The sequence below is a fragment of the Xanthomonas sp. CFBP 7698 genome (assembly GCF_003600855.1).
Lineage (GTDB): Bacteria > Pseudomonadota > Gammaproteobacteria > Xanthomonadales > Xanthomonadaceae > Xanthomonas > Xanthomonas cannabis.
Window position 1 is genome coordinate 867,370 of record NZ_PRDN01000002.1, and the last position, 14,373, is coordinate 881,742.

Here is a 14,373-nt window from a genome sequence, read left to right on the forward strand (position 1 = left end):
CGCCGCCAGCGCCTGCCGAACTGGCAGACGTGGGCGAGACATCGCAGATGGGGTGAGGCGCGGCCGGCGCGGCTGCCGGCACGTGACCGGCAGCGCAACGCGGCGTCGAACAACCGGGCCCTAGTAGCTGGCCCTCAGGGTCACGCCGGAGAACGTGCTGTACGCCTTGACCCGCACGTAATAGGTTCCCGACGGCGCGGTGATGCTGCAGGTTTCCGCATTGCCACTGCGGTAGGGCCGGCAGGTGTAGGTGGTGTCGGTCGGTGCACTGCCGGCACGCACGTACAGGTCGGCATCGCCGCTGCCGCCGCTGATCGCCACGGTGAGCGTGCCGCTGCCCGCCGGCACCGCGATGGTGTAGTTCAGCTCTGCACCGGTGGCCGCGCCCAGGCCGGTCACCGGCGTGCCATTGGTCAACGTGTTGCCGCCGCCGCCACCGCCGCCCCCATTGCTGCCGCTGATCGCGGCCGTGACCGCGGCATCGGCGTTGACGATGCCGGCGCCGCAGCCACCGGAGCAGGCGCCTGGCAATGCCCGGGCCGTATTCTTCAGCAAGGTTTCCACGGCGGCAGGCGTCAGCGGGGACGGGGCCGCCGATTGCACCAGCGCCACCACGCCGGCTACATGCGGCGACGCCATCGAGGTACCGTTGTAGGACGCGTAGCTGGCGCTGCCCGGCGTGGTAGTGCCGCTATTGAGCGTGGACAGGATCGCCGAACCCGGCGCTGACACGTCGATGCCGGTGCCGAAGTTGGAATAGCTGGCCTTGGCGCCGGCCGAGGTGGTGGCCGCTACCGCGATCACGTTGGCGCAGTTGGCCGGCAGCGAACCGGACACGTTGGATGCATCGTTGCCCGCAGCCACCACCACGGTGGTACCACGGGACACCGCACTATTGATGGCGTTCTGCATGGTGGTCGAACAGGCGCCGCCGCCGCCGAGCGACATGTTGATGACCTCGGCCGCATTCGCCGACGACAGCGTCGGCACTCCCGAAACGGTGCCGCCCGAAGCCCAGATGATGGCATCGGAGATATCCGACAGCGAACCGCCGCACTTGCCGAGCACGCGCACCGGGATCACCTCGGCGCCATAGGCAGTACCGGCCACGCCGGTGGCGTTGTTGGTCACTGCGGCAACCGTGCCGGCGACGTGGGTCCCGTGCCAGCTGGAGGTCGCCGCCGGAATGCCGGTGCCGCACTCGTTGGCGGCGTACCAATCGCCCTCGTCGGCGGGATTGCTGTCGCGCCCGTTGCCATCGCGCGCGGTTGCCGCGTCGCTGATGAAATCGTAGCCCGACAGGACGTTGGCATTGAGGTCGGGGTGGCTGACGATGCCGGTGTCGATGACCGCCACGCGCACGCCGGCACCGGTAGATTTGTCCCACGCCGAGCGGATATTGAGGCCGGCATTGGTCGTGCCGAAGGCCCACTGCTCGGACAAACGGGTGTCGTTCGGGGTCAGCGTGGCGTGCAGGATCTGATCCACTTCCACGCTCTGCACGTTCGGGTCGGCGGCCAGCTGGCGCATCAGCGTCTCGGCTTCGGCACGGTCCAGTGCGCGGTCGGCCTGGATCAGCTCCGGCCCCACTGCCAGGCGGCGCACCGAATTGAGACCCAGCGCCCTGCCCGCTTTGGCCGGTACCGCACGGGCGGCGGCGCGCAGCGAACTGGTCAACACGCTTGGACTGGCCAGGGCATTGCTGCCGTCCTTGTAGGTGACGATGAATTTCTGGTGGGTCTGGGCGGTGGCAAGGCCATCCAGGTAGACCTCGCCGGCGAACGCAGGCGTTGCCAGCAACAGCGAGGTCAGCGCGGTTGCGCGCATGACGATGAGTGCGCGAGGACGCTTGCGAGAGGACGCGTTCGACATTGAATTCCCTTCCAAATCAAAGAGAACCGCCTGAGCGGTGTTATCCGGCGCCGCCTTCCATCGGTCAGCACCGAGTCCCCGGAACGATCCCCTGTTGCCGATCCGTTCAGCGAACCTACCCCAGCGCAACCAAACTGGACAATACAAGATCGACACTTTTGAAACTTAAATATCAGTTTTGTGACAACGATCAGCTCTGTTCAGTCCGCTTCGCACAGTTTTTTGACCGGTCACGGCGCATTTGCTGCAGGGCAGGCCAAAAAAAACCCCCGTGCTGACACACGAGGGCCATTTTTTGACGATGTATGGCGGCTTATGACAAACGCACCAGCCAACCGTGACGATCCGGCACGCGGCCGTATTGAATGTCGGTCAACTCCTGGCGCAGCGACATGGTGACCTCGCCCGCCGGTGCGGACAGATCGCCTACCGCGAAACCGTCACCCTTGAGCTCGCCGATCGGGGTTACCACCGCCGCGGTGCCGCAAGCGAACACCTCGGTGATCTCGCCGGAGGCCACGCCCTGCTTCCACTCGTCGATGGCCACCTTGCGCTCGATCACCTGCATGCCGCGGTCGCGGGCCAGTTGCAGGATGCTGTCGCGGGTGATGCCTTCCAGGATGCTGCCGGACAGTTCCGGCGTCACCAGGCTGCCGTCCTTGTAGACCAGGAACACGTTCATGCCGCCCAGCTCTTCGATGTACTTGCCTTCCACCGGGTCAAGGAACAGCACCTGCGAGCAGCCCTGCGCATAGGCTTTTTGCTGCGGCAGCAGCGAGGCAGCGTAGTTGCCGCCGCACTTGGCCGCGCCGGTGCCGCCCTTGGCCGCACGCGCGTAGTCGGTGGACAACCAGATCGACACCGGCGCCACACCCTTGGCGAAGTACGGGCCAGCCGGGCTGGCGATCACGTAGTACGAGGCCTTGTGAGCCGCACGCACGCCCAAAAACGCCTCATCGGCGATCATGAAGGGGCGGAAATACAGGCTGGTTTCCGGTGCCGACGGCACCCAGCCGGCGTCCACCGCCACCAGCTGGCGCAGCGATTCGACGAACAGGTCCACCGGCAATTCCGGCAGTGCCAGACGGCGCGCAGAGCGCTGCAGACGCTCGCCGTTGGCCTGCGGGCGGAAGGTCCAGATCGAGCCATCGGCATGCCGGTAGGCCTTGATGCCCTCGAAGATCTCCTGGCCGTAATGCAGCACCGACGCCGCCGGATCCAGCTGCAGCGGGCCGTACGCGCGCACCTGCGCGTCATGCCAGCCCTGCTCGTTGTTCCAGGAAATGGCGACCATGTGGTCGGTGAAATGCAGCCCGAAACCGGGCGCGGCCAAGATCACGGACAGTTCGTCGGCGCTGCGCGGCGACGGGGAACGGGTGGAAGCGAAGGACACGGACACCGGGAGATTCCTGTATGGCGGGCGAAAGGACGCGGCGCCACATCGTGGACATGGCGCGTGACGATCAGAGCATGCCGGTCTCGAGACGGGCCGCTTCGGACATCATATGCCGGCCCCATGGCGGGTCGAACACCAGCTCGACATCGGCCTCGGCGATGGTCGGAATCATTTCGACCTTGCTGCGCACGTCGTCGACCAGGATCTCGCCCATGCCGCAACCGGGCGCGGTGAGCGTCATCTTGACGTCCACCCGGCGCTGATCGTCTTCTTCGCGATGGCTGACAACGGCCTCGTAGACCAGCCCCAGGTCGACGATGTTGAACGGAATTTCCGGGTCGAAGCAGGTGCGCAGCTGCTGCCACACCAGCGCTTCGACCTCTTCGTCGCTGGCGTTGTCGGGCAATTCCAGCCCGGGCGGAGCCTCCTTGCCGATCGCATCGCCATCCTTGCCGGCAATACGGAACAGATTGCCCTCGACAAAGACGGTGTAGCTGCCACCCAGGGCCTGGGTGATATAGCCGTAACTGCCTGCGGGCAGGGTCACCGAATCGCCCTGCGGCACCATGACGGCATCGCAATCGCGTTCGAACTGGACGGGTTCGCTGCTACGGGAATACATGGGCTGGATATGGGGCCGCGCCGGACGCGCGCAAGTCGGCCATTCTAGCCGACCGCGACGGCATCGCCGCCGCACGCGGCGCCCGTCAGCGACGACGCTGCATTCCATCCGCCGCACCGTGGGGGCGAGGCATGCAGCGCAGAGGCCGGCCCGCGTTCTATCATGTGCGCACTGTCAGGAGCTCCAATGCCGCCCACCACCGCGTCCGCCAGAACCGCCCACTGGCTCTGGCCCCCGCTCCTGCTGCTGGGATGCGTCACCGCCCTCATCGCCTGGCTCCTCATCGCACTCGCGCTCGGCAACCAGGCCGGCTGGATGGCGGTCGTCGCAGCGCTGGAGATCGTCTGGATGCTGCGCCTTGGCACCTTGCGTGCCGGCCGGCTGCGCATCGGTGTCGCCGTCGTCACGACAGCATTGATCATCGTCGGCGCCAACTGGGGGATCGCCTCGGCCCAACTGGGCGGACCGCTCGGTCTGGACCCATGGACCTCGGCACAGAAGATGGGCACCGGTCTGGCCTGGACCCTGTTGCAACTGGCCAACAACGGCTTCGATCTGCTGTGCTACGTCGCCGCACTGTTAGTGGCGTGGTGGGCAGCGCGCTGAATCGGGGCGTGTTTGGCATAGAGATGGTTGGTATGCAGAGTTTTCAACAAGGCCCACGATCAACACCCTGGCGCGTTGTCCTGGCTCTTCAATAAAACCACCAGCAAACTTTCTGTTGCGGTGTCCTCGTCGCGCATTCGATGTCGTCGTGTTTGCTGCAGGGCCCTCGCCCGCCCACCATCGCGGGACACGCCGTGAATCCGTCCCTGGAGGCTCTGGCGCGGCATCCATGCCGCTCAAGGTCCCGCGACGGTGGGCAGGCAAGGACCAGTCGAGATGGTCGGTCTACATGGATTTCAACAGCGACTAGCAAGCTGCAACGCGGTGTCTTTGCTTTTCAACAAAACCACCAGCCAACTGTCTGGTGCAGTGCCCTCGCCGATTGCGGGACCGTTGGCGGCATGGATGCCGCCACCAAGCCTCCAGGGATGGATTAACGGCGTGTCCCGCGAGCGGTAAGGGCACCGCGCCCTCGACGGTGGTCGGTGCGTAAAGCTTTCCAAGAGCAATCAGCGACGTGATGCCTTCGTTCTTAAAAAAACAACCAACTCTGCGGTGCAGTGATTCGTCATCGCGCACGAACACACCCGCCCTCACCAACCAGTTAAAGAGAGGCTGACAAGACCCACGCCCTCAATGCGCGCCGCCATCCAGCGCCTTCAACTCGCTGACTAGCGCGCCGGCCGCTTCTGCCCCATCGCCGTACAACATGCGCGTGTTGTCGGCGTAGAACAGCGCATTCTCGATACCGGCAAAGCCCGTGCCCTTGCCGCGCTTGATGACCACCGTGTTCTTCGAATTGACCACGTCCAGGATCGGCATGCCGTAGATCGGGCTGGCCGGGTCGGTCTTTGCGACCGGATTGACCACGTCGTTGGCGCCGATCACCAACGCCACATCGGTGCTGGCGAATTCCGGATTGATGTCGTCCATATCGGCGATCAGGTCGTACGGCACGCCGGCTTCGGCCAGCAGCACGTTCATGTGCCCGGGCATGCGCCCGGCGACCGGATGGATCGCGAACTTCACCTTGACCCCGCGTGCGATCAGGCGCTGCGCCAGCTCCCAGATCTTGTGCTGCGCCTGCGCCACTGCCATGCCGTAGCCGGGCACGATCACCACCCGCTCGGCGAACGCCATCATCGCGGCCACATCGCCGGCCTCGATCGGCTTCTGTGCGCCGCTGATCTCCTGCGTCTGCCCGCCGCCACCGAAGTTGGAAAACAGCACGCCACTGATCGGCCGGTTCATCGCCTTGGCCATCAAGCGCGTCAGCAGGATGCCGGCCGCACCCACCATCATGCCGGCGATGATCAACGCCTCGTTGCCCAGTACATAGCCCTCGAAGGCCACCGCCAGCCCGGTGAAGGCGTTATAGAGCGAGATCACCACCGGCATGTCGGCACCGCCGATCGGCAGGGTCATCAGCACGCCCAGCGCCAGCGCCAGCACGAAGAAGGCGATGATCGCCAGCGGCTGCAGGCTGCTCGCCGCCCAGATGCCGAGCGCCAGCACTGCCACTGCCACCAGCAGATTGAACGCCTGCTGGCCGGGGAAGGTCACCCGCCGGTCGAGTCGGCCGCCCAGCTTGGCCCAGGCGATGATCGAGCCGGACAGCGACACCGCGCCGATCGCCGAGCCGACTACCGCCAGCGCCACGGTGGTGGCCTCCGGCCGCCGCGCCGCCAGCTCGGCAATGGCCTGCGCGCTCCAGTGCGCAGTGTCGCGGTTGGCAAGGAAGGAAAACCGCAGCAGCTCCACTGCGCCGATCGCCGCCGCCGAGCCGCCGCCCATGCCGTTGTACAGCGCCACCATCTGCGGCATGTCGGTGATGGCCACCTTCTTGGCCGACCACCACGCCACCCCGGTGCCGATCGCCAGTGCCGCCAGGATCAGCGGCACGTTGTGCAGTTCGGGAAGGAAGAACGTGGCCACGGTGGCGATCAGCATGCCCAGCCCGGCCCAGCGGATGCCGCCGCGCGCGGTCACTGGCGAGGCCATGCGCTGCAGGCCGAGCAGAAACAGCGTGGCGGCGACCAGATAGCTGGACTTGACCAGCCAGTCCAGCAGCTCGGCAGTGGTGACGGTCATGGCTCCTCCCTGGCCGCCGGCTTCTTGCTGGCCCTGAACATGTCCAGCATCCGCTCGGTCACCACGTAGCCGCCGGCCGCATTGCCCGCGCCCAGCACCACGGCGACAAACCCCAGCGCCTTTTCCAGCGTGGTATCGGCATGGCCCAGCACCACCATCGCCCCGATCAGCACGATGCCGTGGATGAAATTGGACCCCGACATCAGTGGCGTATGCAGGATCACCGGCACCCGCGCGATGATCACGTGGCCGGCGATGGCCGCCAGCATGAAGATGTACAGCGCTACGAACCCGTCGCTCATGGTCTTTCGCTCCACTGGCCGGTGCGGCCCGCCGATCATACCCATGCATCGGCGTGTCAACCGAATCGGCGCCCGGCCGTTGACGTCGTATCGTCTTCGCGGAAGCTACGCTGTGCTGGTGGGAACCCCTTTCGATCCGCAGCCTGTTGCACCGGCCGCTGCCGTCCCCGTGTCGCTGGATGCATTTCTGGCCGGCATCGGCCCGCGCGCGTTCCGCTTTGCCGAGGCCGGTTTGCGTCACCGTGAAGACGCGCTGGATGCCGTGCAGGACGCCATGGTGAAGCTGCTCGGCTACCGCGAGCGGCCCGCAGAAGAATGGACGCCGTTGTTCTGGAGCATCCTGCGCAGCCGCATCATCGACCTGCAGCGCCGCCGCACGTTCCGCCTGAAGTTCTGGGCACCGGCCGAGCGCGCCGATGACGAAGGCCCCATCGACTGGGCCGACCCGGGCATCGGCCCGGTCGGCGAGCAACAACACCAGCAGGCCTACCAGCGCTTGGTCGATGCGCTGCGCTCGCTGCCGGCACGCCAGCGCGAAGCGTTCACGCTGCGCGTACTGGAAGACCTGGACGTGGCCACCACCGCCAAGGCCATGGGCTGCTCCGAAGGCTCGGTCAAAACCCACCTGTCGCGTGCCCGCGACGCGTTGCAAAAACAGTTCGAGGATTTCCTGTGAACCGCTCCCACGATCCGGCCCAGTTGGATGCGCAGCTACGCCAACTGCACGCCACCGCGCTCGCCCAGCTGCCCCCGCAGACCCTGGCGCGCCTGCGCCAGGCACGCCAGGCGCCGGCCGCGCGCATGCGCCGTGGCCATTGGTTGCTGGCCACCGCCTGTTCGGCCTTGCTGGCTGTCGGCATCGGCCTGCAGATGCGGCCCAGCGACACGGCCCCGGCAGGCGCGGCGCCAACCCAGGCGGTAGCCGGCAACACCGCTAGCACCGACACCGACGACCTGCTGACCCAGAACCCCGACCTGTACGTATGGCTCGGGTCCGACACCGCCCTGGCCATGGAATGAGCACGATGACCCGCACGACCCGCCTATTGTTGACCCTGTTGCTGTGCGCCGGGCCGTGCGCCCTGGCGCTGGCCCAGGACCGCCCACCGGGACCGCCGGGCCCGCCCATGGACGGGCCTGGCCCCCGCGGCCAGGGCCTGCGCGACGAGACCCCGATGCCCGAATGGGACCGCCTGACCCAGCAGCAGCGCCAGGTATTGATCGATGCGCTGCGCGAGCGCTGGAACGACGTGCCCGAAGAACGCCCGCGCATGTACCGGCACGCCCGACGCTGGCTGGACATGACGCCCGAGCAGCGCAAGCAGGCCAAGGCCGGCATGGACCGCTTCCGCAACATGAGTCCGGAGCAACGCCGCGAAGCCAAGGCCTTGTTCGACCGCATGCGCACGCTCAACCCGCAACAACGCGACGCGCTGCAACAGCGCTGGCAGAAGATGAGCCCGGCCGAACGCAGCACCTGGCTCCGCGAGCATCCGCCAACCGACGACTGACGGCAGCGTCGCCGCGGCGAGCGCGGCACGCCATCGCACGGGTGCATCCCTGGTGCAGGTGGACGTGCGTGCGGCCACCGTAGGAGCGCGCTGGCGCGCGATGGAGCTTCATCGGTGACGCTCCATCGCGCGCCAGCGCGCTCCTACCCGGAACCGCCGACGCACAAGGCGCATGGACTCGGCGGGGCTATGCAGTCGATGTCACCGACCAGCGTGTCCTGGCCAGCAGTTCGTCGTCCCAATCGAACGACAGCGCGCCATCCTTGATCAGCAGTGCGGCGAAGGCATACACGTTGCGCGCGAACATCTCGCTGGCATGCACTGCGCCCTGGCTGGCCAGATCGAGCGGGCCGGCGATGACCACCCCGTCGAGATCATAGGTGTCACCCGGACGGGTGGCCGCGCAATTGCCGCCGGTTTCTGCGGCCAGATCCACGATCACGCTACCGGCGCGCATGTCGCGTGCCATCTCCATGGTCAGGATTTTCGGCGCCGGGCGCCCGGGCACGGCGGCCGTGCAGACCACCACGTCCACGCCCTTCAGATGTTCGGCCAGACGGCGCTGCTGTTCGGCGCGTTCGTCGTCGGTGAGCTGACGCGCATAGCCACCCTCGCCGGCGGCGCTGACGCCCAGATCCAGGAAGCGTGCGCCCAGCGAGGCGATCTGCTCGCGGGTTTCCGGGCGGACATCGAACCCTTCCACCTGCGCGCCCAGCCGCTTGGCCGTGGCGATCGCCTGCAAGCCGGCCACCCCCGCACCGATCACCAGCACCTTGCACGGCCGCATGGTGCCGGCCGCGGTGGTCAGCATCGGAAAGAAACGCGGCGCCAGTTGCGCTGCGATCAAGACCGCCTTGTAGCCGGCCATGCCGGCCTGCGAGCTCAACACGTCCATCGATTGCGCGCGCGTGGTGCGCGGCAGGCGTTCCAGCGGAAATGCGATCACCTCGCGCTCGGAAAGGGCCTGCGCGCGTGCGGGGTCGGCATCGGGCGAGAGCATGCCGATCAGCACCGTGTGCGGTTTGCATTGCAGCAGGACATCGGTCAGCGGCGCCTGCACGCACACCACGACATCCGCCTGGCCGAGCGTCTGCGCGTTGGCCAGCTGCGCACCGGCCTGCAGATACGCCGCATCGTCCATGCTGCTGGCGCGGCCGGCATCCGGCTCGATCCACACGCCGGCGCCAAGCGCGACCAGCTTCCTGACCGTTTCGGGCGTTGCGGCCACGCGGCGTTCGCCAGCGGCCCGTTCTTTCAGCACCAGCACCTGCACAGCCATGGGTTGCTCCGGTCTTGCGCCCAGTCGGGGCGATGCTAGCAGAGCGCGGCACCGCTGCCGGCCGTGCCAACCGATAGCGGCGGATGCAGCCATGCCCGGGCACGCCGCCCGAGCGGTCGAGCAGTCGAGCGCGTCGTCAGGGTTCGAGCACGGCGTGCAGCAGCGGCGCAAACACCACCTCGGGCGCAAAGGCCAGCAACGCCGTGTGCTTGCGGTCGATCGCCAGCGAGGCATAGCCGTGCACCGCGCTCCAGGCCAGCAGCGTGCGTTGCTGCAGCACGTCGGTGGCCGGGGCGTGGCCGTGGCGGGCGATCCACTGCGTCCGCACCGTCTCGCGCAGGCTCGCCATCGCCGCGTCGCTGGCCTGCACCAGCCGCGGCAGGCTGCGCGAACACACCTCCAGCCCGAGCATCAGCCGAAACTGCTGCGGGTAGTCGAGCGCGAAGCGCACATAGCCCAACCCACAGCCCAGCAACGGGTCGGCCAGTTCCCGCTGGGCGGTGAGGATGCAGGCGAGCATGCGCTCGTAGCCGTCGGCCGCCAGCTCCGCCAGCAACCCGTCCAGCGAACCGAAGTGATGCGCCGGGGCCGCGTGCGAGACACCGGCGCGGCGTGCGCATTCGCGCAGGGTCAGCCCGCGCACGCCGGATTCGCCCAGCAGTTCCCAGCCGGCCCGGCGCAATGCAGCCGGCAGGTCGCCATGGTGATAGGCAGCAGGAGCGTCGGGGCGCGACATGGCGGCTTCGCTTTTCGGGATTCCAGTGGAGCAGATCATCTTGACGCTGACAAGATACAACCGCAGACTCGCTGCATCTTGGCATCGACAAGATGCAATCCGCCCGACTCCACAAGGATCCCGCTCATGCGCGCGCCCATTGCCAAACTGCGTCTACGCATGCTTCGCGGTGTGCTGGCTGCCGCCAGCCGCCTGGCCCCCGGTCCGACCGGGCGCTATCTGGCGCGCCGCTTCGTGACACCTGCCAACGCAGGGCGCCAGCAGGCGGAAGCGATTGCGGCGACTTTGACCGAGGTGCACCGCCAGACGCTGCACATCGACGGGTTCGACATCGCGGTTTACCAGTGGGGCGACCTAAGCGAACAGCCGTATGTGCTGCTGTCGCACGGCTGGTCCAGTTACGGGCTGCGCTTTGCCGCATGGGTGCCGCAGCTGCGCGCGCTCGGCTATGCGGTGCTGGCGTTCGATCAGGCCGCGCATGGGCTGAGCAGCGGCAAGATCAGCAACATGCCGCATTTCGTGCAGGTGCTGCGCCAGATCGGCAGCCGCTTCGGTCGCCCTGCCGTCTTCATCGGGCACTCGATCGGCGCGGCAGCGGCCGTGTTTGCCAACGAGCCGGCATGGCAGCCCGAGCGCTACGTGCTGATCGCGCCGCTGGTCGAACCCGGTGGTAGCGCGCATCGTCAGTTCCGCGCCTCCTCGATCGCGCCTGCGGCATTTGCACCGTTCGAAAACTGGCTTTGCCAGCTCACCGGCCTGCGTTTTGCCGATCTCGACGCGAGCCTGCATCTGCCGCAGTTCGATCGCCCGGCACTGGTCATCCACGACCGCCGCGATCGCGAAACGCCGTGGGACGAAGGCGCGCGCTTTGCCGCCCTGTGGCCGGGCGCGCAGCTGTTCAGTACCGAAGGCCTGGGCCACAACCGTCTGGTCGATCATGCCTCGGTGATGGCGCGGGCATTGGAGTTCATCGGGCCGGCATCGCGGTAAGCGCGCAGGCATTGCGCTGCACGCGCTCGCGCCGCCGGTGCCATGACGGTGCCACTGTTGCGCGATGACACGCCGCTTGCGCGCACTGCCCGGCCCTACAAGGAACGCACCCGCGCCCGTTCTGATCCACCACGCTGACGCAGCGGCGCGAAGAGCGCCGCTCAGTGCACCGTGCTGTTGTTATGCAGCGGATCCAGCCGGTCGATCACGCCCTGCATCGCGCTGTCGAACGCGCCGTCGTTGATGTGCTCGCGCAGGCGGCCCAGCCGCACCATCACCGCCAGTTCTTCCGGCGAGGCAACGCAGAAGCGCACGCCACGCCGGTTGACGAACAGCAACCGCTGCGAAATCGGGCTTACCCAGGACAGCTTGCCGGCCTGCACCTTGCCGTCCTTGTCGACGAAATCCAGCCAGGTCCCGATATCCATCGCACGGAAGCGCTCGGCATCGGCGCTGTCGATGCTCTGCGCTACGGCATCGGCACCGAGTACCACGCTGACACTCTCGGCCGCCGGTGGCGGCAGATTGACCTGCGGCAGTTCCGGCAAGGCCTTTTCCAGCTCCGGGCGCGCTTCGGCGATTGCCTGCAAGGTGTCGTGCAGCGCGGTGATGGCCACCACCACCGCATCGCCATGCAGACCGACGCTGGCGAAGACGCGGTGCAGGGCCGGTTGCCAGACCTGCAGCCAGGGCTTGCCGATGATGTGCCGGCGCGCCTCGCCCAGTTCTTCCAGCACGCCGTCGGCCAGCGCCAGCGCCTCCACGGTGCCGGGACCTTCGTCGCCGTCGCGCAGGATCGCCATGGTCAGATGGTGCAGCCACGGCTGGCGCAGGAAGTCTTCCAGTGCCTTGGGCAACGGCGCACCGGCCTGCACGCGCTGCTCCATTTCCGCCAGCGCGCGGGTACGCGCCAGCTCGAGTTTTTCCTGCCCGCGCTGGGTCTCGGTGGCGCGGCGCTCGGCAATTTCCACACGGCGCCGATGTTGCGACAGGAAATCGCGGAATTCTTCTTCCAGGGTCAGGAAGATCGCCAGGTTCTCGTTGAACTCGGCCACCAGGCGATCGACGATTTCTTCGACCTTGCCCATCAGCACGCGTTCGGCGGCGCTGTCGCCGTTGTTGCCTTCGCAGGCCTCGGCCAGCGAATTGAGCAGGCGCCGCGCCGGGTGGGTCTTCTGCACGAACATCTTGCGGTCCAGCAGCGCCACCTTGACGAACGGCACCACCAGGCGGCCGATCATTTCGCGCGAGCGGCTTTCCAGATCGCGCTCGTCCAGCATCACGTCGAACAGCATGCCGACCAGATCGATCGCATCTTCGTCCATCGGGTCGAGTTTTGCGGTGGCCGGGTCCACGCCCAGCCGCGTGGCGCTGTTGAGCACCTCGTTCTTCAACCGCTGCGCGAGCGACTCGTTGTCGTCGCCGATCGCTGCCTGCAACGTCGCGCTCGGCGTCGCCTGCAGCAACGACAGCACCGACATCATTTCGCGCTGGCTCAACGGCCGTTGCTGGCCCACCGCCACCGACGCGGCAGAGGCGGCGTTGTCGCGCACGTTGCGGGTCTGCTGCAACAACTCGTGCAACGCATCCAGCAGCATGCCCTGGCTGCCGCCGGGATGATCGGCATCGCCCTCCATGCCACCGCCGGCACCGTCGGCATGACCACGCTGTGCGGCCGCCTGCATGCGACCGCGGCTATGCGCCCAGCGGTCCAGGAAGCGGTTGGCCCAGGCGGGCGCGTACTGGTCGTTCTGATCGTCGCCGCCCATCTCGACGTTACCGCCCTGCGCCTCGGCCTGCGCGCGCTCTTCCGGGGTCTCGCCGCGTGACGGCATGCGCGGCGGCGGGCGCTTGGGCTGGGACATTTCCGGCATCACGCCGGCCTTGGCCAGCGTCTCGTCCAGACGGGCGTACAGCTTGCCGATCGGCTCGGCCAGGTCGCGTTCGCACAGCTTGATCAGGACCAGACGCACTTCCGGCGCCAGATCGCAGGTGGCAAAGGCCTCGTGGATCGCCACGCCCAGGTGTTCGGGACCGATCGGGTTGGTGTCGGCCACCAGTTCCAGGCCACCGGCGATCCAGCCCAGCCGGCGGTCCACCCGCGACAGCACCTGCTTGAAATCGCGCAGCAGCACTGTCGCCAGATTGCGGACCGCCAGCCGCGATTCGAGCACGTGCTCGGGCACCAGGCTCAGCGGACCGGTGCCCATGTCGCCGGCCAGCACCACTTCGGCCGACAACGGCGTGCCCAGTACCAGCGCCTGCCAGCCGTCTTCCAGCTGCTGGCGGAATTGCGTGGCCACGTCCTCACGCCTGCGGCGCAGCTCGCGCATGCCATCGAGAAACAGCAACTGTGACGCGCCCGCAGACTCGGCGCGATCGAACAGGACATCATCGAAATGTGCAACTGCAGCTGCAAACACCTGCACGAGCGCGGGCACGAATACGTCGTGCGCCTGTTCGAGCAAGCGTTGGTCACGGCCCGGATGTCCCGACGGACTGGGCTGAAAAGTCATGCGCAAAGGCTCCCCGCCTCTGCAGGCGTGAAAATATTCAAACGAGGAAAAACAGACGCGGCCCCAAATTCCGCCCCCGCATGGTAGGCGTTTCGCTCGTTTGTTAAGTGTGACGCTATTCTCACTTTACTCGTGACCGCCCAGGGTTTGCGTGTCAAGCCGACATCCTAGCCCGCAACGCTGCGGTGGAGCCTGCCGTCACTCGTTATACGCCTGCGGGGGTTAAGGCTTCAGCTTGACGGACGCGTCCAGACCGTCGATCACGCCCTGCATCACACCGTAGAAGGCTTGGTCCTCGGTAAACGCCTCGGACAGCGGGATCAGCACGATGTCGCAGACCTGATCGAGCGGGTGCGGTTGCGGCTGGGCTGCGGGCCGATGGCAGCGAACCGGGTCATCGAGCCACCCAGGAGAGGGGCATGAGGTGACCACGCTGCGGGCATCGACCCTGC

13 protein-coding genes are annotated in these 14,373 nt (G+C 67.1%); 5 read left to right on the forward strand and 8 right to left on the reverse strand.

The window, feature by feature from the left end:
- Positions 1-120 precede the first annotated feature (120 nt).
- From XnspCFBP7698_RS11775 to sufT, 3 genes are all read right to left on the reverse strand, one after another.
- Entirely contained in the window at positions 121-1,872 is a 1,752-nt protein-coding gene (locus XnspCFBP7698_RS11775; RefSeq protein ID WP_123137428.1) for a S8 family peptidase, read from the reverse strand.
- Positions 1,873-2,185: 313 nt separating this feature from the next.
- Positions 2,186-3,271 carry a branched-chain amino acid aminotransferase gene (locus XnspCFBP7698_RS11780; RefSeq protein WP_039410064.1) on the reverse strand — a complete coding sequence of 362 codons (1,086 nt, stop codon included), beginning with the start codon at positions 3,269-3,271 and terminating at the stop codon, positions 2,186-2,188.
- A 64-nt stretch (positions 3,272-3,335) separates the two neighbouring features.
- The gene (gene sufT / locus XnspCFBP7698_RS11785; protein WP_029219190.1) at positions 3,336-3,890 is read right to left on the reverse strand and encodes a putative Fe-S cluster assembly protein SufT; all 555 of its coding nucleotides are present in this window, start codon (positions 3,888-3,890) and stop codon (positions 3,336-3,338) included.
- Positions 3,891-4,076: 186 nt separating this feature from the next.
- Between sufT and XnspCFBP7698_RS11790 the strand changes: the two genes are divergently transcribed.
- The gene (locus XnspCFBP7698_RS11790) at positions 4,077-4,496 is read left to right on the forward strand and encodes a hypothetical protein (protein ID WP_104580880.1); all 420 of its coding nucleotides are present in this window, start codon (positions 4,077-4,079) and stop codon (positions 4,494-4,496) included.
- Between the two features lie 633 nt (positions 4,497-5,129).
- Here XnspCFBP7698_RS11790 and XnspCFBP7698_RS11795 read toward each other — a convergent pair.
- Entirely contained in the window at positions 5,130-6,587 is a 1,458-nt protein-coding gene (locus tag XnspCFBP7698_RS11795; protein WP_104580881.1) for an NAD(P)(+) transhydrogenase (Re/Si-specific) subunit beta, read from the reverse strand.
- Entirely contained in the window at positions 6,584-6,889 is a 306-nt protein-coding gene (locus XnspCFBP7698_RS11800; protein ID WP_179457004.1) for an NAD(P) transhydrogenase subunit alpha, read from the reverse strand. Before XnspCFBP7698_RS11800 ends, XnspCFBP7698_RS11795 begins: the two co-directional genes overlap by 4 nt.
- Positions 6,890-7,001: 112 nt before the next feature.
- Between XnspCFBP7698_RS11800 and XnspCFBP7698_RS11805 the strand changes: the two genes are divergently transcribed.
- From XnspCFBP7698_RS11805 to XnspCFBP7698_RS11815, 3 genes are read left to right on the forward strand one after another with little or no spacing between them, the layout of a single operon-like run.
- Positions 7,002-7,565 (forward strand): RNA polymerase sigma factor, encoded by a 564-nt coding sequence (locus XnspCFBP7698_RS11805; protein ID WP_047695354.1) that lies wholly within the window; start codon positions 7,002-7,004, stop codon positions 7,563-7,565.
- The gene (locus XnspCFBP7698_RS11810; RefSeq protein ID WP_047695353.1) at positions 7,562-7,909 is read left to right on the forward strand and encodes a hypothetical protein; all 348 of its coding nucleotides are present in this window, start codon (positions 7,562-7,564) and stop codon (positions 7,907-7,909) included. The genes XnspCFBP7698_RS11805 and XnspCFBP7698_RS11810 overlap by 4 nt, the downstream gene beginning before the upstream one ends.
- A 5-nt stretch (positions 7,910-7,914) precedes the next feature.
- The gene (locus XnspCFBP7698_RS11815; RefSeq protein WP_104580972.1) at positions 7,915-8,400 is read left to right on the forward strand and encodes a DUF3106 domain-containing protein; all 486 of its coding nucleotides are present in this window, start codon (positions 7,915-7,917) and stop codon (positions 8,398-8,400) included.
- 187 nt (positions 8,401-8,587) lie between these two features.
- On the opposite strand, the gene XnspCFBP7698_RS11820 is transcribed toward XnspCFBP7698_RS11815, so the two are convergent.
- A complete protein-coding gene (locus XnspCFBP7698_RS11820) occupies positions 8,588-9,679 on the reverse strand; it encodes an NAD(P) transhydrogenase subunit alpha (protein WP_104580882.1) in 1,092 nt (363 codons plus the stop codon).
- 136 nt (positions 9,680-9,815) lie between these two features.
- A complete protein-coding gene (locus XnspCFBP7698_RS11825) occupies positions 9,816-10,415 on the reverse strand; it encodes a TetR/AcrR family transcriptional regulator (RefSeq protein ID WP_047695456.1) in 600 nt (199 codons plus the stop codon).
- Between the two features lie 126 nt (positions 10,416-10,541).
- Here XnspCFBP7698_RS11825 and XnspCFBP7698_RS11830 point away from each other — a divergent pair, with 126 nt between their 5' ends.
- Positions 10,542-11,405, forward strand: coding sequence for an alpha/beta hydrolase (locus XnspCFBP7698_RS11830; protein ID WP_104580883.1), 864 nt, complete (start codon positions 10,542-10,544; stop codon positions 11,403-11,405).
- Positions 11,406-11,566: 161 nt separating this feature from the next.
- Here XnspCFBP7698_RS11830 and XnspCFBP7698_RS11835 read toward each other — a convergent pair whose 3' ends face one another.
- Entirely contained in the window at positions 11,567-13,921 is a 2,355-nt protein-coding gene (locus tag XnspCFBP7698_RS11835) for a DUF1631 domain-containing protein (RefSeq protein ID WP_104580884.1), read from the reverse strand.
- Between the last annotated feature and the right edge of the window lie 452 nt (positions 13,922-14,373).

Excerpts from the sequence above, each read along its gene's own strand:
- XnspCFBP7698_RS11825 (WP_047695456.1), bottom strand. The coding sequence starts at position 10,415 with ATGTCGCGCCCCGACGCTCCTGCTGCCTATCACCATGGCGACCTGCCG.
- XnspCFBP7698_RS11815 (WP_104580972.1), top strand. The coding sequence starts at position 7,915 with ATGACCCGCACGACCCGCCTATTGTTGACCCTGTTGCTGTGCGCCGGG.
- XnspCFBP7698_RS11790 (WP_104580880.1), top strand. The coding sequence starts at position 4,077 with ATGCCGCCCACCACCGCGTCCGCCAGAACCGCCCACTGGCTCTGGCCC.
- XnspCFBP7698_RS11800 (WP_179457004.1), bottom strand. The coding sequence starts at position 6,889 with ATGAGCGACGGGTTCGTAGCGCTGTACATCTTCATGCTGGCGGCCATC.
- XnspCFBP7698_RS11835 (WP_104580884.1), bottom strand. The coding sequence starts at position 13,921 with ATGACTTTTCAGCCCAGTCCGTCGGGACATCCGGGCCGTGACCAACGC.
- XnspCFBP7698_RS11795 (WP_104580881.1), bottom strand. The coding sequence starts at position 6,587 with ATGACCGTCACCACTGCCGAGCTGCTGGACTGGCTGGTCAAGTCCAGC.
- sufT (WP_029219190.1), bottom strand. The coding sequence starts at position 3,890 with ATGTATTCCCGTAGCAGCGAACCCGTCCAGTTCGAACGCGATTGCGAT.
- XnspCFBP7698_RS11775 (WP_123137428.1), bottom strand. The coding sequence starts at position 1,872 with ATGTCGAACGCGTCCTCTCGCAAGCGTCCTCGCGCACTCATCGTCATG.
- XnspCFBP7698_RS11820 (WP_104580882.1), bottom strand. The coding sequence starts at position 9,679 with ATGGCTGTGCAGGTGCTGGTGCTGAAAGAACGGGCCGCTGGCGAACGC.
- XnspCFBP7698_RS11830 (WP_104580883.1), top strand. The coding sequence starts at position 10,542 with ATGCGCGCGCCCATTGCCAAACTGCGTCTACGCATGCTTCGCGGTGTG.